This window comes from Achromobacter sp. 18P8.1.1 (assembly GCF_057799415.1).
On record NZ_JBYOKH010000007.1, the window covers coordinates 36,861 to 62,433 of the forward strand.

Here is a 25,573-nt window from a genome sequence, read left to right on the forward strand (position 1 = left end):
ACAGCGCCTTTGAACGCGGCAGCCCTAACTGGCAAGCTTGTCTGCCGAAGCCTGCAGCCCCTGCAGGATGCTGTCGGCCAGTGATTTCGGGAACGTCCGCGGCAGCTTGGCGCGAACGGCGCGTACGACTTCCGGCGTGCGTGCCACAAGGTCATCTATGACAAAACGCGCTTCTCGGCCATCGGGTGTGACCACCCCGTATCGCTCGCCTATCGCCACCCAGTGCCGACGCAGGATGTCGCGCATACGCCAATGCGCGTTCTTTGAACGCACGGCCATCGCCATTCTGACCCGGAACGGCGACAGCTTGCCGGGGCCTTCCCCCAAGAATGGGAATGCGGAAATCACGTCATACAGCGGCGAGAGTTCGTAGCGGCCGCCGGGATTCAGGAACAAGCTGAAGTTCTTTGCGTGGCCGTCCGGGGCGCACAGCATCCAGAAAAGGACCTGAGCTTGAAAGAACACGCGCTGGTCCTGTTCTGCTCGGCGGGAGGTCTCCAGCAGGTCGATGATGGATTGCATGCCGGGTCCGCCGTCGGCTTCGTACTTCAGGTGCGGCGGCGTGCTGGTGGCCTGGCACATGTCTTCCTGAGGCAAGCGCACGAGATACGGCTTGCCGTCCGCGTTCTGCCGCCACCGACGGTCGAACCGTTCGACCGCGAGCACCTTGATGTCGTCGAATATCAGCGCCTCGCTGCGCGCGACGGGGAGTCCGTAAGCTGCCAGGATTTCCAGACACAGCCATTCATTCTCGACCGATTCGCGCAAATCGAGTTTCATGTTCCCGACCAGGCCCATCGGTAGCTTGAGAATGTGCGACGTGGGGGTTGCGCCTTGCGGCCGACACCATTGCCCATTGAAGTACAGCAAGGCAGTCTTTTCCTGCGCCCCGGCGATCGAGATGCGAAAGGCGTCGTCGTCGGCGCCGGGACCATCTTGCGCTGCTGGCGCTACGATGCCCCGCAACAGCTGGGCGACGTCCGACTCGGTCAGCGGCGTGGCCTGTATCGACGTTACCTCCCCGGGGGCCGCGCCATCGGGAAGGATCTGCAGCGCACCCACGCAATCGCGGCCCATTTCGGTGAGCAAATCGAAGGCTTCGGTCGAGTCGATCCGGTAGCGGCGTGCAGCGCGTTCCCGGATGATCGTGCTGTCTGGAAGCAGGTTTTCAAAATAAGTGCGAACGGGATCGCCGCGATGTGGGGGGTTGCCGGGTTTGAACGGCAGCGACAGCGACAACGGTCGACCCTGTTGCGAGGTGACCCATTCGTTGTCGTACTGCAGGGTTTCTCCGCTGTGGGGATGATTGGTCCAGGTTCCCACGAACAGGCCATTCATCCACAGACCCAGGACCCGCGAGTGAGAGCGTCGGCCCATGGGTCACCAATCCGGACGAGATGAGTCTGGCGCGGATGGTGTCTCGTGCTCGGCGCGCAGGACGAGTTCAACGCCCAATATGCCTAGCAGGCGCAGCAACCTGTCGGCGCTTACTTTCTCGGCATTGCGCTCCAGCGCCGAGAGCGTCTGTTGGGTGACGCCAAGCCGCAAGGCGACGGCAGCTTGGGTCAAACCCGCTTGCTTGCGGAAAGCCTGAAGCAGCCCGGGCAATTGCTGCGCGGTACGGACAGTGAAGTCGGGCATGGGAGCTCCACGCGGTGGTTCTGATTCACAAACAATAGTTTGTAAAACTGAAATACGCAATATAGGCTGTATTTCGCAAATACAAACTATAAGCTGTATTTTGAAAATACAGCCTGTTGATTGTGAGCCGCGGGGTATTTCTCGGATTTCGACCCGAAAGTGGTTGCTGTCCGTTCTTGTCATTCCCCGTTACCAGGAGGAAAATCCCCGCTTGGCGCGCGGCGCAGCCAGCGCCTGGACGATGCTCGATCCGGCCGCCGGGGGAATTGCACGTGAAGGATGCTGGTCAGTACAAGACGCACGACGCAACCGTACTTGAACCCAGTCCGTCGTCGGACTGGGTGTACCACTGCGCGATGAGCCTGCTGAAATGCCCGGCCGATGATGCGATATCGGAGTTGCTGGCGTTCATGGGCGAGACCTCGGACGTGGACCGGTCCTGGATGATCGAATACCGGCCCGACCTGCTGCGCCTGCGCAATACCCATGAGTGGTGCCGCGGCCAGACGCAGCCGTTCGTGGCCGAGCTTCAGGACGTGCCGACCACGCTGATCGCCTGGCTGCACCGGTTCATGATGAAAGGCCAGGCCGTGGCCATCCACGACGTGAACGACCTGCCGCGGACCGCGCGGGCGATCCAGGTGGAGTTCCAGCGCCAGGGCAACAAGAGCGTGCTGAGCGTGCCCATCTTCCATGAGAAGAAGCTCTACGGGATCATCGGTTTCGACACCACCGTCAAGCACAGGACCTGGTCGCCCGACGAGGTCCAGGCCCTGTTCCAATGCGCCAACCTGATCGGCCAGGCCAAGTACGCAAACAGCCGGGACCACAGCCGGACGGCGCACTATGAACGGTCGACGGCGGTCATCTATCTGAGCATGCGCGGCGTGGTGCGAGGCGTGCAGCCCGAGGCGATCGTGGGCGTGCGCTCGGCGGGAAACTACAGCGAGATCTGGCTTGAGGACGGGTCGATGGTGCTGGACTCCCGCGCGCTGGGCATGTGGTCGACCCTGCTGCCCGAGAAGACGTTCTTCCGCGTGCACCGGACCGCCATTGCAAACGCATTGCATGTCATGGATGTGGACCGCCGCAGCGTGGACAAATGGCTGATCCGGATGCGCGCGGTGGACAGCAACTGGCCGGTGTCGCGGTCGTACCGCAAGCTGCTGCGCGAGCGCATGGGGATCTGACGGCGGCGGTCCCCCTGTCATGTCATTCGTCATGCCGGCATGTTGTTTCGTCCTGGCGAGCGCGACCGTTCGTCAAGTTCTTGGGATCATCTCGCATGCGGCGCAATCCCCGTTCCGCGAGCCACCCTGAGAGAACCGGCATGCTGGCGTCCCGCTTTTTTTCCCGCTTTACCCTTCTGGCGTTGTCGGCTGCCTGCATGCTGGGCGCGTCCCCGGCGCGGGCGACCGACCTGGCCCTGCAGGATGCCGTGTCCATGGCCGGCATGCAGCTTTACCTGAACTCGGGCGCACCCGCCGTGATCATCGCCGTGGTGCGCGGCGACCAGGTCGTGATCCAGGGGTATGGCGAGACGGCGCCTGGCAACGGTGTCGAACCGGACGCGAATTCCATCTTCAGGATCGCGTCGGTGTCGAAGGTCTTCGCCGCAGACGTGCTGGCCTCGCTGGCCGCCAAGGGTAAGCTGAAGCTGACCGATCCGCTGGCGAAATACGCGCCCGACAATGCCCGCGTCGAGACGAATGGCCGCCCGATCACGCTGCTGGACCTGGCCACGCATTCGGCCGGCCTGCCGCGCGAATTGCCTGACCCGGACGCCAAGCCGTCCGACAACCCTTTCGCCGCCTTCGATCGCGCCTATTACTGGAAATGGATCGGCGGCAACAAGCCGGCCTACGTGCCCGGCACCACCACGCTCTATTCGAACCTGGGCTTTGGCCTGCTGGGCGATGCGCTGGCGAAGGCGGGGGGAGCAGACTATTCGACGGTGCTGGCCAACGAGGTCATCAAGCCTGCGGGCCTGGCCGATACCACCAATGTGCTGAACGACGCGCAAAAGAAGCGGCTGATGACGGGCCTGGACCCGTTCGGCAAGCCGGACCCGAACGCGACGGTGCCCGACGTGATGTACGCGAGCGCGGGCATCTATTCCACAGCCTCGGACATGGCGCGCTGGATGCGTTGGCATCTGGACGGCGCCAAGCAGGCGCAGGAGGCGTTCGCGCTGGACCATGTGATGTGGCTGCCGTATGACGGGCTGAAGTCCGTCGTGGGCACCGAAGTGACGGACGCCGACGGCATGGGACTGGGCTGGGTGGTGACGCTGCCGCGCAACGGCTCGCCGCTGCTGCTGGGCAAGAGCGGTGGCCTGGGCGGCTTTATGAGCTATGCCGTGTTGTCGCCGAACCGTGACCTGGGCGTGTTTGTCGTGGCCAGCCGCGTGAACTTCGCGATGTTCGGCAACATCCATTCCCAGGTACGCGAACTGGCGGCCGAGCTGGCGCGGTGATCGGGTCAGGCTTGTGGACGGCCATGGGCAAGCGTATCGGACTATCGCTCTGCAGCGCCGCGGTCTTGGCGGCATGCGTCGTGCAAGGCGCGTCGGCGCAAGAGACCAGGGACATCTTCAAGACGGAGATCTTCCTTACGCCCTATAGTGAATTGGGCGACGGGCAAGACTCGTATCCCCGTTTGAACGGCCGTTTTCTGCTGATGACGGGGTACACCGGTTTCTTCGGGATCAAGGACGACAACGGCCAGATTCCGCGTTCCCATTGGAGCAGCGTGCAGCCGACGGCGGAAGCTGCGCTGGTCTTGCAGCTAACGCGGGAATTCTCGATCCGCACGAAGGCGACGTTCAACTCGACGACCAACGAAACGAAAGACAACGCGTTTTCCGACCTGGGCGCGGACCTGGATAACCTGTTTGCCGCCTACACCGCCGACAACTACGCGCTGTATGGCGGGAAGATGGACCTGGGCTTTGGCGACGCCTGGCACGTCATCGACGGCCTGTATAGCGGCTTCAACGAGAACTCGGAGTTCCGCGGATCGATCGGCGTGGGCGGACGCTATACCTTCGATACGGCAGGCCAGGGAACGCACTCGGTCGCCGCAGTGCTGTTCAAGCGCGACGACACCGGCTTGAACCACCGGCTGAGCCTGGACGATGGTTTCATCCGGCCGGACCAGCCGCCCGCGTTCAGCGACCAGATGAAGTCGTTCATCCTGTCATACGATTTTCGTGATCTGCCCGGGCTGGAGCGCTTGTCGGGCGGGGTGGATGCGGGCCGCCTGCACCTCGACCCGAACCAGGGCGAAAGCGCCAACACGGTGTCTGCGCGGCTGCGCTACGACGCGCCCCTGGGCAATTCGTGGAACCTCGGCTGGTTCAACGAAGCGACGTTTTCCAGCGCCTTCCGGGGCGCGCCGGTGTCCAACGGCAATGGCGTGACGTCGCTGTCGTTCTCGCGCGACCGCTGGCAGCTGACTGCGACCGCCGCCGTGCGCAAGCTATCGGGCAGCGAACAGAAGCTGGCGCAGTTCGGACTCAAGGATGACGTGGATTGGGCGCTTTCAGGCGCAGTCACCTACGTGACGCCGATCGGCTTCATCGTGCAGGCGGGGTTGACGCATCAGCGCGACCAGACCACACGCATCAACCAGGGTGTTTTTCGCATCGCTTATCAAGCGGGATTCTGAGGGAACCATGACAAGCAAACCATCACTTATTGCCGGCGCATGCGTTCTGGCGTTTGGTGCATCCATGACGGCGTGGTCGCAGCCGGTGGCCATTGAAAGCGCGCCGAATCCGCCGGCCGACGCCGTCGCGATCCCGAAGGGCAGCAAGGAGCGCGCGGTCGAAGACCTGCCGCGCATCGTCGAAGACATCATGAAGCGCAGCCAGGTGCCCGGCCTGGCCGTCGCCGTCGTCATCGACGGCAAGACAGTGCTGGCGCAAGGCTACGGCACGCGCGAGGCGGGCAAGGATGCGCCCGTGGATGCGCAGACCGTATTCCAGATCGCTTCGATCTCCAAATCGCTGTCGGCGACGGTGGCGGCGATTGAAGTGTCCAAAGGCACCGTGGCCTGGGACGCCCCGGTCGCGCGGTATCTGCCGGACTTCAGGCTGAGCAATGCCTATGTGTCGGAGCACGCCACCATCGGGGATTTCTTCGCGCATCGATCTGGTTTGCCGGGCACGGCCGGCGACGACCTTGAAGACCTGGGCTTTACGCGCAGCGACGTCATTGCCCGCCTGCGCGTGTTGCCGCTGGACGCCTTCCGGACGTCCTATCACTACGCGAACTTCAGCACGACGATCGGCGCCGAGGCCGTGGCACGCGCCGCGGGCCGCCCCTGGGACGGACTGGCCGACGACTTGCTGTTCAAACCGCTGGGGATGACGGCGACGAGCTATCGGTTCAGCGATTTCATGGCGCACGACAACCGCGCCGTGCTGCACGGCTACCAGAAGGGCGTGTTCGTGTCGCTGGGGCAGCGCGACGCCGATCAACAGGCGCCCGCCGGCGGCGCGTCATCGACGGTGGTCGATATGGCGCAATGGATCAAGCTGCTGCTTGCCGACGGCCAGTATCAAGGCAAGCCGATGATCGCCGCCGGCGCCCTGCTGCCCGCGCTGACCGCCCAGGCGTTTTCCGCGCGGGCGCACGACCTGAATTCGCGTTCCGGCTTTTACGGCTATGGCTTCAACGTCAACACCGAGTTGGGCGGGAGGCCGTCCATGGGGCATTCGGGCGCCTTCCTGATGGGGACGGGCACGACGTTCAGGATCGTGCCGTCCGCCGGCATCGGCATCGTGGTGCTGACGAACGGCGCGCCCGTGGGTGCGGCCGAGTCCGTTGCGGCGTCGTTCATCGACACGGCGTTGTACGGCAAGCCGACGCGCGACTGGTTCGCGGCCTATAACGGCGCGATGAAGGGCTTCTTCGAACCGCAAGCGGATCTTTCCGCACAGGCCAGGCCCGCCAAACCTGCGCCGGCGGAGGCATTGACGGCGTACGTGGGCCGCTTCGAAAACCCGTACTACGGCACCGCCGACATCCAGCAAGCCGATGGCGGCCTGGTCCTGGTGCTGGGCCCCAAGGGCATGCGTTTTCCGGTCAAGCACTGGGATGGCGATACCTTCGCCTTCGCGCCGGCCGGCGAAGCGGACCTGGTCGACTCGCTGGCGTCCATCGTCTTCAAGACGGATCAGGGCAAGGCCAGCGGCTTCGACATCAAGTTCTACGACGACAACGGCTTGGGGCGCTGGACCCGAAAGTAGCCACGGCCCCGCCTGCCGTCCGCTCAAAAGCGGTAGGCGGCGCGCAGCGTCAGCGACTGGTCACGGTATTGCCCGTTGCCGCGCAGCGCGTATTCCGTCTTCAGTTCCATGCCCTTGGGCGTGACGTATTCCAGGCCGGCCGACAGGTTGCCGTAGGTTTTCGGCATGCCGGACTTCAACGAGAACGGCGTCGTGTTGAACCCGCTTAGCTGCATGGTCGTCACCACGTCGCCGCCACTCAAAAAACTCATCCCGGCGGCCGCATAGGATCGCAAGGTCGCGCCGTTGTCCAGGTCATGGCGCCCGCCGATTTCGATCATGGGAGAGATCATGAGCGACGTCGTGTCGTTGCCGCGTACCTTCAGGTTGAATACGCTGGGGCCTTGTTCCCGATAGCCGTCCTGGCGGATGTGGTTCACGTCCACATCCACGTACGGGCGCAGGTACCAGGACGGCTGGCTGAATTCATAGGCAGTGCGCCACCGCGCCGCAAGAAAGGACGAATCGGGCTTGCTCTTGGCGACGCCGTCCAGCGTACCGCGCGACATTCTGCTTTTCTCGACGCCGCCATGCACGGCGAGCGCGATCTGCCACGGCGCGTTGTTGTACTTCAGGGCCAAGCCGCCGGCAAAAGTGTCGCTGTTGCCGGACAGGTCGGAGGACGACGTGGTCTTGCCGTAGGTATAGCTGAGCGATCCCCCCAGGAACCAGTTGGTGGCGACTTCGCGCTGTGCGCCAAGGGTCAGCGCCGTCTGCCGGATGCGGTACCCCTGGTCATTCGAGGTGCCTTCGCGCTGCGTCCAGTTCGTGTCCAGGCGCGACCATACGCAATTGCCTTCGCGCAGGATCGTGCTTTCGCCGACAAAGCCCGGGCAGCTCATCATGCGGTTCATCGAGGCGTACGACGCATGCATCTGATTGGAGGCGCGGGCGAATTGCCCGTCGTGCGCGACGCCGTTCAGCGCGTCGCGGTATTGTTGGGCCGTCTGGATGCCGGTGAATTTGTCGAACAGGGACGCGGTGCTTCTATTGCCCTGGTTCCACAGCCCTTGCAGCGAGTTCGCGATGCTGATGCGGTCTGCGCTGATCGGCAGCGCCGACGGCGTGAAATTGGCGTCGACGGAAATCAGCGGGTCTCGCAAGGCGCCGGCGCCGTTGTTCTTGATCGCATACTGGAACAGCGGGCTGTCGCTGGCGGTGGCCGGGATGCTGGTTTGCGGGGCATCGAAATGGCCGATGCCCAGCCAGACGTTCTTCACGGGGTTGCGCAATACCGGTTTGACGGTGCCTGCGAAGGTCGATGCGCCCGACACGGAAATGAAATCGCTGTTGTGGTCGCCAAAGTCCAGGTCTGGCCGGTAGGTGCCCGTGTTGTTCAGCGTGCCGGTGAGGCGTGTCGCGGTATAGGTACCCGGCCCGCCCGGGTTCAGGATGCCGGCGTTGTTCAAGTCGCCCTGGAAGCGCGCGCCGCTGTACAGGCTGGCGCCGGCCTGGTTGTTGAACGTGCTGCCGCTGCCCATCACCACATCGCCCGCCACGGTTCCCGTGTTGTTGACGGTGGTCTGGCCGGAGGTGTCGATTGCGGTCTTGGCCTGGATGGTGCCGGCATTGGTGATGGTGGTGCTGGCCAACGGGGCGACGGCAAGAATGGCCGTCCCGGACGTGCTGTTGGCGCTGAGCAGCGCGCTCGGACCCACGTTGACCGTAATCGGGCGGCCGCCGCCGTTTGCGCCATTGCTGATGGCCACGATGGCGGGCGAGTTGGCGCCTGTCGTGATCACGTGCGCGGCCTGGCCGATATCGATGGTTACCGGGCCGCCGTACGTCACGGCGTTGTTGGGCGTGCTGTATTGGTACAGCGTGCCATCCTTGAAGACGCCGCCACCGCCCACGCTCATGGCCAGGATCGCGGGTGCGTTGGCGCCGGCGGTCTGGACGGTGCCTCCTGTGCCGATGGTCACGTTGACGGCACTGCCGACGCCGATGCCGCCAGTGAGTCCGGCGCTCTGGATGAGGCTGGTCGTGTAAAGCGCCGAGGACTGGTCGCCGGCCAAGCCGCCGCCGCCACCCACGCTTTGCGCCAGGATGCCGGCGGCGCCATTACCCGACGTTGCGACAGTGCCCTGGATGCTCAGGTTGACGGTATTGCCGTCGCCATCTTCGGTGGAAGACGCCACAGGCTTTAGCGTCGTCAGACCGGGCTGGGTGGCCAACCCCGCGATGCCGCCGCCGCCGCCCACGCTTTGCGCCACGATGCCGTGCGAATTCGTGCCAGCCGTGTACAGGCTGCCGCCGACGTCTTGCGTGACGGTGACCGTGCCGGCGGCGCCACGCATCGGCGAGTTTGCGCCGAAGGTGACGTTCGCGGCGTTTGCCACAGGCGTGACGCCGTTGTCGATCGTGACCAGGCCGCCGCCGCCGCCGATGCTCTGCGCCAGCACGCCGAAGGACAGCGCACCGTAGGTGGCGATGCTGCCCCCGGTGTTGGCGACGGTGACGTTGCCGCCATCGCCGGTGACCGTGGTAGGCGTGGGGCCGAAGGTATTGGTCGCGATGCTGCCCAGCTGGATGTCGACGCTGCCGAGCGACGCGTTGGACGACACCGTGGCCACCCCGCCGCCGCCGCCCACGCTTTGCGCCAGTATCCCCGGCGAGAACGCCCCTTGGGTCACGATGCGGCCGGTGTTGTTGGCGACGTTCACGGCGCCGCCCGGCACCAGCGAGAAGTTCGATCCTCCGAAGCCGTTCGTCGGATGCTCGCTGCCAAGCGTGATCGCCAGCGTGGCGGTCTGCGTCATCACGGCCTGGCTGGCATTGCGCAGGGAAAGCGTGCCCAGGCCGCCGCCGCCGCCGATGCTTTGCGCGATGATCCCGGCGGAGCCCGCCGCGTTGGTGCCCAGCGTGCCACCATGGACGACGTTGACGGCGCCGCCCATGCTCAGCTGGGCGCCTTGGCCTTGGTCGCCCGCCACCCCCAACGCAATCGTCGCGGTGGTGGCGCTGGACAGGAAAAGCGGCTGGTCGACGACTGATAGGCCGCCACCCCCGCCCACGCTCTGGGCCAGGATGCCGGGCGCCTGGACGTCTTGCGTCGTGATCCGGCTGCTCGAGGCGCTGGCGTCGACCGTGACCACGCCGCCCGCGCCGTTCGCGCCGTCCAGGCCGCCATTGCGCACATTGATGAGGGAGCCCAGCAGGGAGCCGCCTTTGGTGCCCAGGATATTGATGATGCGCGTGATCTTGTCGATGATCTCGGGGCTGGTGTCGCCAGCCGCGGCGGAGACGACCGCTTGCAGGTCCTGTCCGCTGGCCGTGCTGCGGCCACCGCCGCCGCCGATGCTCTGCGCCACGATGCCCGCTGAACCCTTGCCTTGCGTGGCGACCGTTCCGGTGTTCACGACGAGGCTCGGGCTGGACGCCGTGCCGCCGCCCGAGCCGCCGACGCCGCCGCTGCCGCCGGTTTGGTGGGTGATATTGGTTTGCGGGAGCGCAACGGTGAAGACGTTCTGCACACCCGATTCGGCGGCCTTGATCAGGGCGTCGATACTGGATAACAGGCTGGATGCTCCGGCCGAATCGATCATGCCGGCGTTGCCGCCGCCGCCGCCGATACTCTGCGCAAGGATGCCGGGCGCATGATCGCCCTTCGTCGTAATGGCGCCGTCATTGCGGACGGTGAAGGCGTTTGCCGCCCCGCCGTCGCCGCCATTGCCGCCGGTCGTCACGCCCACGGACAGGCTGACGGCTTTGCTGAACGCCACTTGCGGACCGCTTTCCAGCCAACTGGCCGCCTTGTCCAGCAGGCCGGCCAGGTTGGCGGGCGAACCCAGGATGTCGTTGAAGGAATTGGCGTCTTGTGCCTGGACGATGCCGCCGTTGCCGCCGCCGCCGCCAATGCTCTGCGCCACGATGCCGGCCGAGCCCGTGCCCAGCGTGGAGAGGGTGCCGGTGCCGGAATTGCCCGCATTCACCCAGCCGCCATTGCCGCCCTTGCCGCCTTGGGCGCCATGCCGCACGCTTAACTGCAGGTCGATCAGCGAGTTGCCGATGGTCGGTGTCTTGACGGGCGCCAGGACGCCGCCGCCGTTGCCGCCGCTGCCGCCGATGCTTTGCGCCACCACGCCGTTGCTCTGCGCGGCGGCTGTGCTGATCGTCCCATCGTTGGCGAAGACGACCGTGCCGCCGTTGCCCGCTCCTTGCCCTGCGCCACCGTTGGAGACCGTCAGCGTGACGGTGCCGCTGGGGTTGTCGCCCACCTGCGGCGCGATCGTGATGGCGCGGGAGTTGGCCACCCCGCCGTTGCCGCCGCCACCACCGATGCTTTGTGCCAGCACGCCGTTGCTCTGCGCGCCCAGCGTCGTGATGGCGCCCTGGCTTGCCTGCGTGAACGACACGGTGCCCGCAGAACCGCCATTGCCGCCCTGGCCGCCGGTCGCCACCGTCACGTTCAGCCCGACGCCTACGCCCACGGCATTGGCCGACCCGCCGCTGCCGCCACCGCCACCGATGCTCTGGAGGACGACGCCGGCGGCATTGGCCGCGCGCGTCAGGATCTTGCCTTGCGACGAGAACTGGATCAGGCCGCCGTTGCCGGCCGCGCCGCCCGTGCCGCCGATCGCGACGGTGGCGATGACGCCGGTGGCGTTAGCGTCACCGCCAATGCCGCCGCCGCCGCCGATGCTCTGCAGGATCACGGCGGCGCTGTGGTCGCCGGACGTGTCGATGTCACCGGTATTCGTCATCGCCACGCCGCCGCCTGCGCCGCCCGCCCCGCCATGGCCACCGCCCACGCCGATGATGCCGTTGCTGGACGACGCCATCCCGCCGCCGCCGCCCGCGCTATTGGCGACGACAGCCGCGGCGTCGTTGCCGAAGGTGCTGATGGTCCCCGCGTTGGCGATGGTGATTGCCTGGCCGGCGACAGCGCCTGCGCCGCCGTTGCCGCCCGGGCCGAAGGTGCCGCTGGCACCGCCAGGCCCGCCCTCGCCGCCCAGCACGCTGGCCACGATGCCTTTTGCACCGACGGTGCCGGTCGCGCCCGTTGTGATCGTTCCGGTATTGGTGATGGTGATGGCGCCAGGCGTGCCGCCCGCGGCGCCGTTGTGGCCGCCCGCCCACGATCCGTCACCGCCGTTGCCGCCATTGCCGCCTTGCGTCAGCGCGTAGACGCCGATTCCGCGGTTGCCGGTCGTGGTGATGGTGCCGCCGTTGGTGATGTTGACCTGGCCGGCGTTGCCGCCCGCCGCGGCTTGCGTATTGACGTCGTTCGCAGTCGACGCATTGCCGCCGATGGAACGGGCGATCACGCCATACACGCCATCGCCCCGGCCGGTGACCGATGACCCCGCCGACGACACGAACGTGATGGTCGACGCGTCCCCGCCCCGTCCGGCATTGACGTGCCCGCCGAAGTCGCCGCTGCGCGAGCCGGTGCCACCGCTGCCGCCCGACGAGATCAGGCCGACGGCCGCGCTGACGTCGTCGGGCCCGGGCCCGCGTGCGGTGATCGATGTGCTGCCCTGCAAGGTCACGTACGCGTCGCCCGCGCTGCCGCCGTGGCCGGCGTTGTCCGCGCCGCCGAACCCGCCGACGATCCCGCTGTCGGACCCCGCGCCGCCCCAGGATTGGACGGCGACGCCGAAGCCGGTGCCGATGACGGTGGCGTTGTTCAGCGTGACGCCAGCGCGATGGCCGTCGCCGCCGATGCCATAGCCGCCGTTCGGCCCGTCGGCATTGCCCCACAGGCCGCCGTTGCCGCCGGCCGAATACAGGTCGATGCCGCGGCCGGTGGCGGTGACGGAACTGGTCGCCAGGGTGTAATCGATGATCCGCCCGCCACCGCCGTTGCCGCCCCAATGATTCGGGTCGGAATCCCGTCCGTTGCCGCCACGGCCGCCGCTGACATCGATAAGGATGCCGGTCTGGCCGGGCGCCGTCGCGTTGATGCGCTGGTTGCTGTCCTGGTGGACGAAGTCCGAGGGGGCCCATTGGCCGTCGTGGCCGTTGTTCGGGTGATCGCCGCTAGAGCAGCAGGTGCCGTCCGCGCCGCGGTTGACGTAGAACAGCGGCTCCGACTGGGCGTAGCCCGGCCGGCCGAACACATACAGCGTCGATAATCCGGCCTGCAACAGGACGGCAAGCCAGGGGAACCGGAGGCCGTGGCGGCCCGGTTTCGGGAGATCTTGCAGCGAGGTCATGGCGGCGCGTCGACGTGAAAACGGGGCAGATAAGAAAATCGCCGTTCGGCGCTTGCCGGACAAGGCCAAGATGACGAATCAACCATCCTGTATGACGAGTGCCAGCCGGCCGCCTGTCACGCGTGCTGGACCCCTGCCCCGCACCGGGTGGTATCTTGTGCCTGTTTTCTCTACCCGCCCTGCCCATGTCCGATACTTCGCATTCCGCCGACGCCCAGCACCCAGACGCGCCGGCGGCCATCCACAGGCCATTCGTCCAGAATCACGGCACCCGCCGCACGCTGCATTTCACGCAGAAGGAAATCCAGAGCAGCATGTCCGTGCTCAATCCCGATGCGCTGGAGCTTGAGTACACGCGGATGATGATGGGCTTCGTGCTGTTCAACCCCGAGCCTGGTCGCATCCTGATGGTGGGCCTGGGCGGCGGGTCGCTGCCGAAGTTCTGCTATCGGCATCTGCCCCGGGCGGCGATCGAAGTGGTCGAGATCGATCCGGCCGTCATCGCGTTGCGCGACACCTTCCTGGTGCCGCAGGACGATGCACGATTTTCGGTGATCCAGGCCGATGCGGCGGCGCATCTGCGTGGCCTGTCGGACCACGCCGACGTGATCTTCCTGGACGGCTTCGGCGTGGGTGGCATTCCCGATGCGCTGTGCTCCGAGGCGTTCTATGCAGATTGCCACCGGGCGTTGCGCGATGACGGCATCCTGGTCATCAACTTCCACGTCAATCACCCGATGCACCATGACTACCTGGACCGCGTGCGCGCGGCCTTCGGGTCTGCGATGTTCGAAGTGGTGGACGACGACATGACCAACAGCATCGTCTTCGCCTGTAAGGGCGATTTGCTGAACGACCCGGCCGCCGCCGAGCTCAAGCGCCCCGCCGTCATCGCCAAGGACGCCTGGCGGCAACTGATGCCGACCTTGCGCGTGATCGGGGCGACGCTGGAGCTCAGGTAATCCCCGAGCTCCGCGTGCGCTAGGCGGCCTTCCTGATCACGACCGGGATGGACTTGTAGCTGGGCGTGCCGCTTTGCTTGTCCTGATAGTCCAGCGGGCAAAGGTTGTTGGCCTCGGGGTAGTACGCGCCGACCGATCCGGGAGCGATGTCGTAGGCAATGGCGGTGAGCCGCAGGCGGCGATGGGATTCGCCGGGCAGGCCGGTGCTGATGTCGACCGCATCGCCATGCTCCAGGCCGTGCCGCGCCAGGTCGGCGGCATTCATGAACAGCACGTCGCGCCGGCCGAACACGCCGCGGTAGCGGTCGTCCAGGCCATAGATGGTGGTGTTGTACTGGTCGTGGCTGCGCAGCGTCGTCAGTTTCAGGCTGCGCGATTCGACGGCGCCGGGGTCTTCCTGCAACCCCTTGAAGGGCAGGAATTCGGCCTTGCCCGACTTCGTTTTCCAGATGCGCTCGGTGGGCGGCAAGGGCAGGCGGAAACCACCCGGCTTCAGGATGCGTTCGTTGTATCCGTGGAAATCGGGGTAGACCTTTTCGATCAGGTCGCGGATGCGGCCGTAGTCTTCAACCAGGTAATGCCATTGGACGCGCGTGTTGGGCAGCGTGGCGGCGGCCATGCCCGCGATGATGGCGGGCTCCGAGCGCAGGTGTTCGGAGGCCGGCGCCAGCTTGCCGCGCGAGGCATGCACCATGGACATGGAGTCTTCCACCGTGACGGACTGGGCGCCGGTGGCCTGGACGTCGCTTTCGGTGCGGCCCAGCACCGGCAGGATGATCGCGTCGCGCCCGATCATCAGGTGCGACCGGTTCAGCTTGGTGTTCATGTGCACCGCAAGTTCCAGCCGGCGCATGCCGGCTTCGCATTGCTCGGTGTCGGACAAGGCCATGGCGAGGTTGCCGCCCAGGCAGATCAGCACGCGGGTGTAGCCGCTGACCATCGCTTTCATGGCGTCGACCGCGTCGTGCCCGTGGCGTTCGGGCGGTCGGAAGCCGAAGGTCTTTTCGATGTTGTCGAACATCACCGGATCGATCTTTTCGGTAATGCCGACGGTCCGGTTGCCTTGCACGTTGGAGTGTCCGCGCAGGGGGCAGATGCCGGCGCCGGGCCGGCCGAAGTTGCCGCGCATCAGCAGCAGCGCGGCGATCTGCTGCACGTTCTGCGTGCCGCGTGCATGTTGGGTGATACCCATGCCGTAGGTGACGATGGCGGCCTTGGAGTTGGCGTAGGCGGCGGCGACCTGTTCAAGGTCGGCCTGCGTCAGGCCGCAGGCCTGTTCGATGTCGGCCCATGCGGTGTTGTCCAGGTCTTCGATGTAGGCGTCAAAGCCGTTCGTGTGTTCGGCGATGAACGCGTGGTCAATGGCGCCGGGCGCGCGGCGGTCGGCCGCCAGCAGCGCTTTCATGATGCCTTTGAGCGCGGCCGCGTCGCCGCCGACCTTCACCTGGTAATAGGTGGACGCGATGCGCGTGGAACTCAGCGTGCCCATTTCAATGGCGTTCTGCGGGTCGGCGAAGCGCTCGAGCGCCCGTTCCCGCAAGGGGTTGAACACGATGATGGGCACGCCGCGGCGCGCGCATTCGTGCAAGGTGCCCATCATGCGCGGATGGTTGGTGCCGGGGTTGTGTCCCATCGAAATGATCAGGTCGCAGGCGTCGAAGTCGTCCAGCGACACCGTGCCCTTGCCGAAGCCGATCGTCTGCGGCAGCCCGACGCTCGTGGCCTCGTGGCACATGTTCGAGCAGTCCGGGAAGTTGTTCGTGCCGAATTCGCGCGCGTACAGGCTGAACAGGAAGGCCGCTTCGTTCGAGGCGCGGCCCGACGTGTAGAACTCGACCATGTCGGGTTCGGGCACGCTGGCCATGGCGCTGCCGATGCGCGCGAACGCGGCGTCCCATTCGATGGGCTGGTAGGTGTCGCTGGCTGCGTCGTAGATCAGCGGGTGCGTCAGGCGGCCGGCGTTTTCCAGGTCGTGGTCCGACCAGGTCTGCAACTCGGTCACCGTATGCGCGGCGAAGAACTCCGGCGTGACGCGCTTTTTGGTGGCTTCCCACGTGACCGCTTTCGCGCCGTTCTCGCAGAACTGGAAGGTGGACGTGTGGGCCTTGTCGGGCCACGCGCAGCCGGGGCAATCGAAGCCGTCGGGCTTGTTGGTGCGCAACAGCAGCACGGGCGCTTCGGCCAGGCGCATCTGGTCGGCCACCGCCTGGGCGGTCGCCTTGAGCGCGCCCCAGCCGCCTGCGGGCGCGTCGTAACGATGGATACCGGTCAGGTTGCGTGATTTCATGATTAATCTCTTAAGGGGTACTGCGCGTCGTCCCCTGGGCGGCCGCCGGGGATCGGGCGGCGCGGGACGATAAAAAATGGTGCGCTGCCGTAGAGCCTGCCACAGCCAGGATGATCGGCACCAGAAAACCCTGATCGACACGCGTGAATTCGGCGATCAGCACGATGGCCGTTAGCGGCATGCTCATCGAGGACGCCAGGAACGCCGCCGCGCCGACGACGGCGTAGGCGCCGAGCGGCGCGCCCGGCCAGGCCAGGCTCCACAGCCCGCCCAGGACGACGGCCAGCAGCGCGCCGATGGCGATGCCCGGCGTCAGCAGGCCGCCCGAGGCCCCGGCGCGCAGCGAGCTGCTGGTGATGGCGACTTTCAACACCAGCAGCGTGGCCGCCATCCCGATGGTCAGTTCATTGCTGAAGCCCAATTGGGCGGCGCCCTTGCCGTTGCCCAGCAGCGCCGGCAGCGCGATGGCCAGGCAGCCGATTAGGGTGAAGTTGATGAGCGCCGCCACGGGCAGGCGCCAGCCGCGCGCGGCATGGCGGCGGGCGGCCGACGTCAGCCGGACGAAGCCATAGGCCGCAAGGCCGAATACCGGGCCCGCCAGCACCGACCACGCGATAAGCCCCGCGTTGACCGTCATGGCGGGCAGGGCGTACTGGATCTCGTCGCCCAGGCCGATCCAGGCCACGACGGCACCAATGCAGCTGGCAGCCAGCGCGGCGGTGGCAGCGGGCCACGCGAAAGTGCCGAGCAGCACTTCCAGCACGAAGAGCGCGGCGCCCAGCGGCACGTTGTAGACGGCGGCCAGGCCCGCGCCCGCGCCGCAGGCCACGATCAGGCGATGCTGATCGGGCGGCAGGCGCAGCAGCGTCGATAGCCGGCTGGCCGCCAGCGCGCCCACTTCGCGAGGTGCGACTTCGCGGCCCAGCGGCGAGCCCAGCGCTACGGTGACGATCTGCAGGGTCGCGTGCGCCAACGTCGTCGTGGCGGGCATGCGGGCGGCGGGATCCTGTACGGCCTCGGTGACGCTGACCAGCGGGCGCCCGTAGCGGTAGATCAGCCACCAGCCGATGCCAGCGACCAACCCGCACACGATCAGCACCAGCAGGCGCCGCGTGCCGTCAGCGGCTTCGACGCCCTCCAGAAAGGACTCGTGGCTGACGATGCGATCCAGGCTGTAGCCGTAGGCCAGGTGCTGCACCGCGTGCAGCAGCATGCCCAGCAACATGCCGCCCAGGCCGGCCACGACGCCGGTCAGCAGGACCGCAATAAACAATCTCGCACGCCATCGTGGCGGATCGTCCGCCGAACCCTCATTCATCACTCGACCACTCCTGTCCGGCCCGCGCCGGCAAAGGCTTGCAGGCGTTTTATAGCAGGCAGTGTATGCAGGAGATTGTCAATGAAACGTGATCGGGGGCAGTGTCCAAAAAGGCAGGACAGGACGGTGTAATTCAAAAAAAAAGCAAATGTATTCAGTTGTATATAATCCTCGCTCGATTCCAAGACTAGAAATGCTTTCCCAGATGCAGGTGAAAGGGCTGGCAGGAGAAAAAAGATGCTGAATAAAGTCGTGAAGATTGGCGCGCTGGCTATTTTGTCGGCGGTGGTTTCGGGTTGCGCAACCGAGCGTTCGCAAGCACTGGTGGTGCCCGCCGTGGCAGCGGCCAGCAAGCCCTATCAAGGCGTACGTAGCCCGATCTCCGTGGGCAAATTCGACAACCGCACCAACTATCTGCGAGGCGTCTTTTCCGATGGCGTGGATCGTCTGGGCGGTCAGGCCAAGACGATTGTGGTCAGCCATCTTCAGCGCAGCGGCCGCTTCCAGGTCATGGATCGTGAAAACCTCACGGAGATTGCGCAGGAAGCCGGATTCAACAAGAAGGCCAGCCAGATCAAGGGCGCGCGTTACGTGGTGACGGGCGATGTGACGGCTTTTGGCCGCAAGGTGACCGGCGACCAGCAGCTCTTCGGCATTCTGGGCCGCGGCAAGGAACAGGTCGCCTACGCCAAGGTGGATCTGAATGTGGTCGACGTGGTGACTTCCGAGGTGGTGTATTCCGCGTCCGGCGCAGGCGAGTACAGCCTGTCGAACCGTGAAGTGATCGGTTTCGGCGGTACGGCGGGCTACGACTCCACGCTCAACGGCAAGGTGCTGGACCTGGCAATCCGTGAAGCGGTGGACCGGCTTGTCGACGGCATCGAGCAAGGCGCCTGGCAGCCTGCCGCCAACTAAGGGGATCCGGTCATGTCGAATGCTCAGGCGATGCGTCGCCAGAACACTGTTGCGCGCGCGGGTCGCGGCTTGGCAATCGCGGCGCTGGCCGGCTTGCTGAGCGCCTGCGTGCAGCAGCCCAAACCCATGTACAGCTGGCAGTCTTACCAGCCGTCCGTCTACGCCTACCTGAAGGACGACGGCGCGGACAGCACGCTGCAAATCCAGGCGCTGGAGAAAAACATCGAAACCGCGCGCGCCGCCAATGTCGAGTTGCCGCCGGGATTCCGGGCGCACCTGGGCATGCTGTATTTGAAGACGGGCGACGGCGACAAGGGCGTCGAGCAACTGCAGGGCGAGAAAGTGGCCTTTCCGGAATCCGCGCCGTTCATGGATTTCCTGATGCGAAACGTGGGCAAGCCCAAGGACGCCGCAGCCGCAGCCGCAGCGGATCCGGCCGCCACGAGCACGCCTGCCGCCAACGCCAACGCGCCCGCGGAGGCGCTTGCCTCGAAGAAGGGGTCTTGATCATGACCAAGCTGTTCCGAATGGGCCTGCTGGCCGCGGTCGCGTTGCTGGCAGGTTGCGTGGCACCACAGAAAGACGTGGATTACACGGCATTCCGCGAAAGCAAGCCGACGTCGATTCTGGTCCTGCCGCCGTTGAATACGTCGGTGGACGTCGCCGCCGCTGCCGCGGTGTTGTCCCAGGCGACCTATCCGTTGGCCGAATCCGGCTACTACGTGATTCCCGTTGGCGTCATGGACGAGACGTTCAAGCAGAACGGCCTGCATACGCCAGACGAGATCCATGAACTGCCGCCGGCCAAGCTGCGCGAGATCTTTGGCGCCGACGCGGCGCTCTACATGGTCGTCAAGCAGTATGGGTCAAGCTACGCCGTGCTACAGAGTTCGATTACGGTGTCGATCGACGCCCAGCTCGTCGATCTGCGAAACGGCGCCAAGCTGTGGTCCGGCACCAAGCAAGTGGTGCAGGCCAACAATGGTGGCGGCGGTTTGCTCGGCATGCTGGTCCAGGCCGTGGTGGACCAGATCGTCAATACCTTGTCTGACCGTAGCTACGGCGTGGCGGGCATGACGAACAACATGCTGCTGAGCGCAGGCCAGCCGGGAGGCATTCTGTACGGCCCGCGCTCGCCGCGTTACGACACGCAGTAAGCGGGCGCATCGCCTCCGCGTACGCCGTGGCTGCCAGGTGCCGATGGATCAGAGCCGCATCTCGCACTCGATCCAGTCGAGCACGCTGGCGTGCTGCGGCGCCCAGCCCAGTTCCTTGCGCGCCTTGTCGGCGCTGACTCGGCTGTTGGAACCCAGGGCGTAGGCGCCCAGGTCCTTGCCCCAGCACGCGATCGCGTCGGCCGCAGGCCAGGGCTGTGCCGCGCCCAGGCCAAGCCGGTCGGCGATGGCGCCGACGAGGTCGCTGAACGACGCCTCGCCGTTCTCGACAAAGTAGAAGCTGCCGGCCGGCGCCTCAGACAGCGCCAAGACATAGAGCGCCGCAACGTCTGCGATATGCACGTTCGACCAGCGGTTCAGGCCACGGCCCACGTGCCGCGCGATGCCGCTGGCTTGCGCCTGCGCGACCAGCGGCGGGATCTGCACGCTTTGCGCGCGTGGTCCCAGCGCGTTGCCGTAGATCAGGCTATGGCACAGCACCACGCCGTGCACGCCGGGTGCTGCGGCCAGGATGCGGCCGTTGATCGCGATGCGGGCCGCCTTTTCCGGGACCGGCGTGATGGGTGTGGTCTCGTCAAAGCGCGCCTCTGAGGGTTCGCCCAAGGCGTTGTCGGCGACCAGGCTGGAGCCGCTGGTGTGGATAAAGCGCTTGCCGCTGCCGCGCAACGCTTCAAGCATGGCGTCGACCGCGCCGCCGTGGTCGCTGTCGGCGGCGTTGATGACGGCATCGGCCGCACGGGATTCTTCCTGCAGCAGCGCCGAATCGTCCAGCGTGCCAAGAACGGGTTCGATACCGAAGGCGCGTAGCTCGTCCGCGCGCGACGGATCGCGGATCAGTCCCCTGACCGCGTGGCCGGCCTTTGCCAGCGTGGCCGCGACCGCGCCGCCGATGAAGCCGCTGGCGCCAGTGATGAAGATCTTCATGAGGGTTGCTCCTGGTTGTGCGGGTAGGCCGGATAGTCAGTCAGCCCCCGGGCGTCGCCGCCGAAGAGGGTCGCGCGGTCATGCTCGGCCAGCGGTTCGTCGTTGCGCAGCCGTTCCGGCAGATCGGGGTTGGCCACGAACGGTCGGCCAAACGCGATCAGATCGGCCCAGCCGGCTTGCAGCGCATCGCGGGCACGCAGGGCGGTGTACTTGCCGGCGTAAATCAGCACGCCGGGGTAAGCGCGGCGCAGCGCCTGCTTGAAGGCCGCCGGCATGTCCGGCGCATCGTCCCAGTCGGCCTCGGCGATGTGGATGTAGCCCACGCCGATCTCGCCCAGGCGCTCTGCCGCGGCCGTATAGGTGGCCACCGGGTCCGCATCCACGCAGCCGTTCAGGGTGGTCAGCGGCGCCAGCCGGATGCCGACGCGGGACGGATCGCCCATGGCGTCGATCAGGGCGCGCGCCACCTCGTCCAGGAACCGGATGCGGTTCTCCAGCGAACCGCCGTACTCGTCGGTGCGCGCATTGGCATGCGAATCCAGGAACTGGTTGACCAGGTAGCCGTTGGCGGCATGCAGTTCCACGCCGTCGAAACCGGCAACGATGGCGTTGCGCGCGGCTTGGGCGTATTCCTCGACGATGGCGCGGATTTCGGCCTTGGACAGCGCGCGCGGCACGGAGGCCTGCACAAAGTTCGGGCTGCCATCGGCGTTCTCGACGAAGACGTTGACGCCGTCGGCCTGGATTGCGGACGAGGACACGGGCGCGCGGCCGCCCAGCAGGCTGGTGTGGCTCAGGCGCCCCACGTGCCACAGCTGGGCGAAGATGCGGCCGCCGGCGGCATGCACAGCGTCGGTCACGCAGCGCCAGCCGGCCACCTGCGCCGGGGTGCAAAGACCCGGCGTGCCCGCATAACCCTTGCCCATGGGCGAGATATAGGTGCCTTCGCTGACGATCAGCCCGGCGCCGGCGCGCTGGGCGTAGTAGTGCGCCATCAGCGCGTTGGCTTCGTCGCCCGGCTGGGTGGCGCGCGAGCGCGTCATGGGCGGCATCACGACGCGGTTGGGTAGCGTCAGGCCACCCAGCGTCAGCGGCTCAAACAAGGGATCGCGTGTCTTCATGGAGGCTCTCTTCGGGGGATTCGGTATGGAAATGGGGCAGGACTTCTTCTGCGATTTCGCGCAGCGTTTCGGCGAGCGGCCGGGTGTTGCGGCGCAGGTGCAGGCCAATGTGGTGCACGCCCGAGGCATGCAGCGCGCGTAGTTCTTCGATCAATGCGCGGCGGCCGGCCTGTGCGCCGAAACGGAACCGGCGCAGCGGCGCGTCGGCGTCCTCAACGAGGTCCAGATGGATGAAGCTGATGTAGGGCTTGTCGCCGGCCACGCGGCGCCAGGCCGCGGCTCGGTGCAGATGGTCGTCCGGCGCGCCGGGGTACGCCAGGCAGCCGTCCAGGTGGGCGCCGATCCAGTCCGGCGTCTGTTGCGCCAGCCCGGCCACCAGCAGCGGCAGCGGGGACGGCGGGCGGGGCAGCATGGCCAGGCCAGGCGGCAATTGTGCGCGCGCGTTGTCGCGCAGCAAGGCGATCTGCTCGCGGAACGCCGCGCCGCGCGACGCGAAGTCGCGGCCGAACAGCGGGTACTCCACCGGACGGTCGCCGCTGGCTACCCCCAGCAGCAGGCGGTTGCCGCTCAGGTGCTGGAGGGTGGAGGCTGACTTGAGCGTCAGCAACGGTTCGCGCAGCGGCAGCACCACGGCCGCCGTGCCCAGCAGGATGTCGCGCGTGATGCCTGCCAAATACCCCAGGTAGCTGAAGATTTCGAAGACCTGGGCGGCATCGCCGAAGTTGGGGTCGTACACGGGCACATCGCGCACCCACAGCGCGCGAAAGCCCAGATGGTCGGCCAGGCGCGCCAGATCTGCATGCTGCTGCAGATCCGGCTCGCCGGGCAGGCGGCCAGACTGCCGCCGGGACGCCTCGCCGGCGGGGGTCCAGTCATGGTCCAGCGGGGCTTCAAGGCCGATGCTGAAGCCGCCCGCCGTCAAGGTGTCCAATGCGGTCGTCATGGCGATTTCCTCTTAGTCCCAGGCGGCGGCCAGGCCTTCCGGGCTGACTTCGCGGCCGTTGCGTTCCAGCGCGGCGATCGCGGCCATGTCATCCGCCGTCAGCCGCAGTTGCTGGGCAAGCAGGTTGCTGGCCAGGTTCTCGCGTTTGGTCGACGACGGGATCACGGAATAGCCCAGTTGCAGCGCCCAGGCCAGCGCGACTTGCGCAGGCGTGGCGTCATGGCGTTCGGCGATCTGGCTGATCACGGGGTCTTTCAGCACCTTGCCGTAGGCCAGCGTCATGTAGGACGTGACGTGGATGCCCTGCTCTTTCAGGAAGGCGGTCAGCGCGGCGTTCTGCAGGTAAGGGCTGAGTTCGATCTGGTTGGTGGCGATCGCGTCGCGGCCCACGGCGGCGATGGCGGCGCGGGTTTCGGCGATGGGGAAATTGGAAATGCCGATCTGCCGGGTCAGGCCCTGGGCCTTGGCTTCAGCCAGCGCGGTCATGAATTCCGCAACGGTCACGCCATTGCCCGGTGCCGGCCAGTGAATCAGGGTCAGGTCGACGTAGTCGGTACGCAGCTTGGCCAGGCTGTCTTGCAGGCTGGGCACGAGCTTGCCCTGGGCATAGTTGGGCACCCAGATCTTGGTGGTGACGAACAGGTCTTCGCGGGCCACGCCGGACTCGGCGATGGCTTGGCCGACCTCGGCTTCGTTCTCGTAGATCTGCGCGGTGTCGATGGCGCGGTAGCCGATGTCCAGCGCGTTGCGCACCGAATCGATGACGACCTGGCCTTGCAGGCGGAACGTGCCGACGCCAAATGCGGGAATGCTCATGTGAAACTCCATGGTGGGTATGCGGGGCCGGACGATGTTGCCCGGGAATGCAGCTAGTGTGCCCGCGCGATACTTGCGGAAAAAGCCCTGTATTGGCGAAAGACTTTTGATATAAAGTCAATTATGAAAACCACACTCGACGAAATGCAGGTCTTTATCGCCGTGGTCGACAGCGGGTCCATCACCGCCGCCGCCGACGTGCTGGGGCAGACCATTTCCGCCACCAGCCGCACGATGAGCCGGCTGGAAGAGAAGCTGCAGACCACGCTGATGCGCCGCACGACGCGCCGGCTGGAGCTGACCGAAGAGGGCAAGACGTACCTGGAGCAGGTGCGGCGGATCGTGGCGTCGGTGGAGGAAACCGAAGAACTGATGAACGTGCGCCGCAACCAGCCCGCCGGGCTGCTGCGGGTGGACGCGGCGTCGCCTTTCATGCTGCATGTGATTGCGCCGCTGGTGCCCGGCTACCGCAAGCGCTATCCGCAAGTGGAGCTGGAGCTCAACAGCAACGAAGGCAACATCGACCTGCTGGAACGCCGCACGGACCTGGCCATCCGCATCGGGCGGCTGAAGGATTCGTCGCTGCATGCGGTGCCGCTGGGCGCAAGCCGGGTGCGCGTCCTGGCCAGCCCGGCGTATCTGGCCGCGCGCGGCACGCCCAAGCGCGTGGCGGACCTGGCTTCGCATACGCTGCTGGGTTTCTCGCAACTGGAATCGCTGAACGAATGGCCGTTGCTGGATATCGATGGCCAGCCTTTGCACGTGAAACCGGGCGTGCGCGCCTTCAGCGGCGAGACGCTGCGGCAGTTGGCGCTGAACGATGGCGGCGTGGTGTGCCTGTCGGATTTCATGACGCGTGGCGACCGCGCCAGCGGCGCGCTGCAGCAGGTGCTGGTCAAGCAGACGCAGGACGTCAGGCAGCCGATCAATGCGGTGTACTACCGCAATACGGCGATCTCGTCGCGCATCAAATCCTTCATCGACTACGTGGTGGAGACGATCGGCAAGGATGGCTTCCTGGAGCCGGCCGCGCGGTGAGAGATGTGTCCATTGGCGACAGTGGCGTAGCGGACCGAAGGGGCAACCGTATACTGCCCCCGTTTATTTTCCAGGTCCCGAACCATGAGCATCTTCTCCCGTTTCTTTGGCCGCAAGGAAGAAAGCGCTGACGCCCGCGCGCTGTCCGCCAACCCCGCCATCGAGAATCCCCTGAGCTTGCAGGTGCTGTTCGCCGCGCCGCTGGCAATCGCCGAAGACACGTTGACGGCGGCGCTGCGCGCCTATCACCCGTCGATGGGCCAGGCGCGCGCCGAGATCGCGCCCGACATGCCGGAGTTCCTGGGCCTGGTCGGTTGGGACAAGCATGTCGTGCGGATGGTGGGCTTTAACGCACCCTATCCCAACGACTCGCTGGAAGCCTGCGTGGCGCCCTCGCATTACCCGGGCACGGTGAAAGACGAGATCCGCGGCCACGCCAGCCACATCATCCTGTACTACGCCGGCTTTGAAGAAGACCCGCTGGAGCAATATGTGGCGCTGGCCGCCGTGGCGGGTGCGTTGACGGGCTTCGGGGCGATGGCGGTGCTGAACGAGCATGCACACACCTCGCTGCCCGCCGGCGTGTTCGACGCCGAATCGCTGGGCGAAGAAAGCCTTGACCTGTTGCGCACGCTGCCGCTGAACATGCTGTATTGCGGCTTCGTGAAATACGAGGTCGAAGGCGTGGACGGCGTGTGGATGCGCACGTACGGCGGCGACGCGTTCGGCCTGCCCGACTTCGCGGCATTGGCCCGCGGCCACCACGAAGGCGAGACCTACTCGAACATGTTCAACAACATCATGGGATACCTGCGCGAGAGCGGCGCCGAGCTGGGCGCCGGCCACACCATGCAGATCGGCGAAAACGCCTTCATGAAGCTGCGCGATCCGGCCAAGGAAGAGTATTACCTGGATGGCCCCGGGCAGGTGTTGGTGGCCGAGATCATCACGGCCGACGAGATCAACAAGCCGGAATAACGGC

At 66.1% G+C, this 25,573-nt stretch carries 19 protein-coding genes; 10 read left to right on the forward strand and 9 right to left on the reverse strand.

All coding sequences use genetic code 11. The features are described 5' to 3' along the window. Window positions 1-24 precede the first annotated feature (24 nt). Window positions 25-1,377, reverse strand: coding sequence for a type II toxin-antitoxin system HipA family toxin (locus AC27VE_RS07190; RefSeq protein WP_488703427.1), 1,353 nt, complete (start codon window positions 1,375-1,377; stop codon window positions 25-27). Between the two features lie 3 nt (window positions 1,378-1,380). Next, window positions 1,381-1,641: a helix-turn-helix transcriptional regulator gene (locus AC27VE_RS07195; protein WP_427957433.1), complete on the reverse strand. Its 261-nt coding sequence runs from the start codon at window positions 1,639-1,641 to the stop codon at window positions 1,381-1,383. Window positions 1,642-1,913: 272 nt separating this feature from the next. Here AC27VE_RS07195 and AC27VE_RS07200 point away from each other — a divergent pair, with 272 nt between their 5' ends. From AC27VE_RS07200 to AC27VE_RS07215, 4 genes are all read left to right on the forward strand, one after another. Continuing rightward, complete coding sequence (locus tag AC27VE_RS07200) at window positions 1,914-2,831, forward strand: GAF domain-containing DNA-binding protein (RefSeq protein WP_488703428.1); 918 nt, start codon at window positions 1,914-1,916, stop codon at window positions 2,829-2,831. A gap of 140 nt (window positions 2,832-2,971) precedes the next feature. Beyond that, window positions 2,972-4,117: a D-alanyl-D-alanine-carboxypeptidase/endopeptidase AmpH gene (gene ampH, locus AC27VE_RS07205; RefSeq protein ID WP_427957432.1), complete on the forward strand. Its 1,146-nt coding sequence runs from the start codon at window positions 2,972-2,974 to the stop codon at window positions 4,115-4,117. A 23-nt stretch (window positions 4,118-4,140) separates the two neighbouring features. After that, complete coding sequence (locus tag AC27VE_RS07210) at window positions 4,141-5,310, forward strand: hypothetical protein (RefSeq protein ID WP_488703429.1); 1,170 nt, start codon at window positions 4,141-4,143, stop codon at window positions 5,308-5,310. 64 nt (window positions 5,311-5,374) lie between these two features. Further along, the gene (locus AC27VE_RS07215; RefSeq protein ID WP_488703430.1) at window positions 5,375-6,895 is read left to right on the forward strand and encodes a serine hydrolase; all 1,521 of its coding nucleotides are present in this window, start codon (window positions 5,375-5,377) and stop codon (window positions 6,893-6,895) included. 23 nt (window positions 6,896-6,918) lie between these two features. Here AC27VE_RS07215 and AC27VE_RS07220 read toward each other — a convergent pair whose 3' ends face one another. Then, window positions 6,919-13,092 carry an autotransporter outer membrane beta-barrel domain-containing protein gene (locus AC27VE_RS07220; RefSeq protein WP_488703431.1) on the reverse strand — a complete coding sequence of 2,058 codons (6,174 nt, stop codon included), beginning with the start codon at window positions 13,090-13,092 and terminating at the stop codon, window positions 6,919-6,921. A 185-nt stretch (window positions 13,093-13,277) separates the two neighbouring features. On the opposite strand from AC27VE_RS07220, the gene AC27VE_RS07225 reads away from it, so the two are divergent. Beyond that, the gene (locus AC27VE_RS07225; protein WP_488703432.1) at window positions 13,278-14,054 is read left to right on the forward strand and encodes a fused MFS/spermidine synthase; all 777 of its coding nucleotides are present in this window, start codon (window positions 13,278-13,280) and stop codon (window positions 14,052-14,054) included. A 19-nt stretch (window positions 14,055-14,073) separates the two neighbouring features. Here AC27VE_RS07225 and AC27VE_RS07230 read toward each other — a convergent pair whose 3' ends face one another. After that, window positions 14,074-16,344: an FdhF/YdeP family oxidoreductase gene (locus tag AC27VE_RS07230; RefSeq protein ID WP_488703482.1), complete on the reverse strand. Its 2,271-nt coding sequence runs from the start codon at window positions 16,342-16,344 to the stop codon at window positions 14,074-14,076. Window positions 16,345-16,351: 7 nt separating this feature from the next. Then, window positions 16,352-17,659, reverse strand: coding sequence for a chloride channel protein (locus AC27VE_RS07235; RefSeq protein WP_488703433.1), 1,308 nt, complete (start codon window positions 17,657-17,659; stop codon window positions 16,352-16,354). A gap of 237 nt (window positions 17,660-17,896) precedes the next feature. Between AC27VE_RS07235 and AC27VE_RS07240 the strand changes: the two genes are divergently transcribed. Genes AC27VE_RS07240 through AC27VE_RS07250 form a run of 3 tightly spaced genes read left to right on the forward strand, consistent with a single transcriptional unit; the run spans window position 17,897 to window position 19,731 of the window. Then, window positions 17,897-18,574 carry a CsgG/HfaB family protein gene (locus AC27VE_RS07240; protein WP_427957425.1) on the forward strand — a complete coding sequence of 226 codons (678 nt, stop codon included), beginning with the start codon at window positions 17,897-17,899 and terminating at the stop codon, window positions 18,572-18,574. 12 nt (window positions 18,575-18,586) lie between these two features. After that, window positions 18,587-19,081: a DUF4810 domain-containing protein gene (locus tag AC27VE_RS07245; RefSeq protein ID WP_488703434.1), complete on the forward strand. Its 495-nt coding sequence runs from the start codon at window positions 18,587-18,589 to the stop codon at window positions 19,079-19,081. 2 nt (window positions 19,082-19,083) lie between these two features. Beyond that, the gene (locus tag AC27VE_RS07250) at window positions 19,084-19,731 is read left to right on the forward strand and encodes a DUF799 domain-containing protein (RefSeq protein ID WP_427957421.1); all 648 of its coding nucleotides are present in this window, start codon (window positions 19,084-19,086) and stop codon (window positions 19,729-19,731) included. A 48-nt stretch (window positions 19,732-19,779) separates the two neighbouring features. On the opposite strand, the gene AC27VE_RS07255 is transcribed toward AC27VE_RS07250, so the two are convergent. Genes AC27VE_RS07255 through dkgB form a run of 4 tightly spaced genes read right to left on the reverse strand, consistent with a single transcriptional unit; the run spans window position 19,780 to window position 23,553 of the window. Continuing rightward, window positions 19,780-20,673 (reverse strand): NAD-dependent epimerase/dehydratase family protein, encoded by an 894-nt coding sequence (locus AC27VE_RS07255; RefSeq protein WP_488703435.1) that lies wholly within the window; start codon window positions 20,671-20,673, stop codon window positions 19,780-19,782. Further along, window positions 20,670-21,794, reverse strand: a complete 1,125-nt coding sequence (locus tag AC27VE_RS07260) for an alkene reductase (RefSeq protein WP_488703436.1) — start codon at window positions 21,792-21,794, stop codon at window positions 20,670-20,672. Before AC27VE_RS07260 ends, AC27VE_RS07255 begins: the two co-directional genes overlap by 4 nt. After that, window positions 21,769-22,737 carry a TIGR03571 family LLM class oxidoreductase gene (locus AC27VE_RS07265; RefSeq protein WP_488703437.1) on the reverse strand — a complete coding sequence of 323 codons (969 nt, stop codon included), beginning with the start codon at window positions 22,735-22,737 and terminating at the stop codon, window positions 21,769-21,771. The genes AC27VE_RS07260 and AC27VE_RS07265 overlap by 26 nt, the downstream gene beginning before the upstream one ends. A 12-nt stretch (window positions 22,738-22,749) precedes the next feature. Next, a complete protein-coding gene (dkgB, locus tag AC27VE_RS07270; RefSeq protein ID WP_488703438.1) occupies window positions 22,750-23,553 on the reverse strand; it encodes a 2,5-didehydrogluconate reductase DkgB in 804 nt (267 codons plus the stop codon). Between the two features lie 123 nt (window positions 23,554-23,676). Here dkgB and AC27VE_RS07275 point away from each other — a divergent pair, with 123 nt between their 5' ends. Both AC27VE_RS07275 and AC27VE_RS07280 read left to right on the forward strand, forming a co-directional pair. After that, on the forward strand, window positions 23,677-24,591 hold the full coding sequence (locus tag AC27VE_RS07275) for a LysR substrate-binding domain-containing protein (RefSeq protein WP_035213910.1): 915 nt from the start codon (window positions 23,677-23,679) through the stop codon (window positions 24,589-24,591). Window positions 24,592-24,675: 84 nt separating this feature from the next. Beyond that, window positions 24,676-25,569, forward strand: a complete 894-nt coding sequence (locus AC27VE_RS07280; RefSeq protein ID WP_424625659.1) for a DUF4261 domain-containing protein — start codon at window positions 24,676-24,678, stop codon at window positions 25,567-25,569. The last annotated feature ends 4 nt before the right edge of the window (window positions 25,570-25,573 follow it).

Coding starts and splice junctions, on each gene's coding strand:
- AC27VE_RS07265 (WP_488703437.1), bottom strand. CDS start 22,737: ATGACGACCGCATTGGACACCTTGACGGCGGGCGGCTTCAGCATCGGC.
- AC27VE_RS07225 (WP_488703432.1), top strand. CDS start 13,278: ATGTCCGATACTTCGCATTCCGCCGACGCCCAGCACCCAGACGCGCCG.
- AC27VE_RS07260 (WP_488703436.1), bottom strand. CDS start 21,794: ATGAAGACACGCGATCCCTTGTTTGAGCCGCTGACGCTGGGTGGCCTG.
- AC27VE_RS07255 (WP_488703435.1), bottom strand. CDS start 20,673: ATGAAGATCTTCATCACTGGCGCCAGCGGCTTCATCGGCGGCGCGGTC.
- AC27VE_RS07280 (WP_424625659.1), top strand. CDS start 24,676: ATGAGCATCTTCTCCCGTTTCTTTGGCCGCAAGGAAGAAAGCGCTGAC.
- AC27VE_RS07210 (WP_488703429.1), top strand. CDS start 4,141: ATGGGCAAGCGTATCGGACTATCGCTCTGCAGCGCCGCGGTCTTGGCG.
- AC27VE_RS07215 (WP_488703430.1), top strand. CDS start 5,375: ATGACGGCGTGGTCGCAGCCGGTGGCCATTGAAAGCGCGCCGAATCCG.
- AC27VE_RS07275 (WP_035213910.1), top strand. CDS start 23,677: ATGAAAACCACACTCGACGAAATGCAGGTCTTTATCGCCGTGGTCGAC.
- AC27VE_RS07250 (WP_427957421.1), top strand. CDS start 19,084: ATGACCAAGCTGTTCCGAATGGGCCTGCTGGCCGCGGTCGCGTTGCTG.
- AC27VE_RS07220 (WP_488703431.1), bottom strand. CDS start 13,092: ATGACCTCGCTGCAAGATCTCCCGAAACCGGGCCGCCACGGCCTCCGG.
- AC27VE_RS07190 (WP_488703427.1), bottom strand. CDS start 1,377: ATGGGCCGACGCTCTCACTCGCGGGTCCTGGGTCTGTGGATGAATGGC.
- ampH (WP_427957432.1), top strand. CDS start 2,972: ATGCTGGCGTCCCGCTTTTTTTCCCGCTTTACCCTTCTGGCGTTGTCG.
- dkgB (WP_488703438.1), bottom strand. CDS start 23,553: ATGAGCATTCCCGCATTTGGCGTCGGCACGTTCCGCCTGCAAGGCCAG.
- AC27VE_RS07195 (WP_427957433.1), bottom strand. CDS start 1,641: ATGCCCGACTTCACTGTCCGTACCGCGCAGCAATTGCCCGGGCTGCTT.
- AC27VE_RS07235 (WP_488703433.1), bottom strand. CDS start 17,659: ATGAATGAGGGTTCGGCGGACGATCCGCCACGATGGCGTGCGAGATTG.
- AC27VE_RS07240 (WP_427957425.1), top strand. CDS start 17,897: ATGCTGAATAAAGTCGTGAAGATTGGCGCGCTGGCTATTTTGTCGGCG.
- AC27VE_RS07245 (WP_488703434.1), top strand. CDS start 18,587: ATGTCGAATGCTCAGGCGATGCGTCGCCAGAACACTGTTGCGCGCGCG.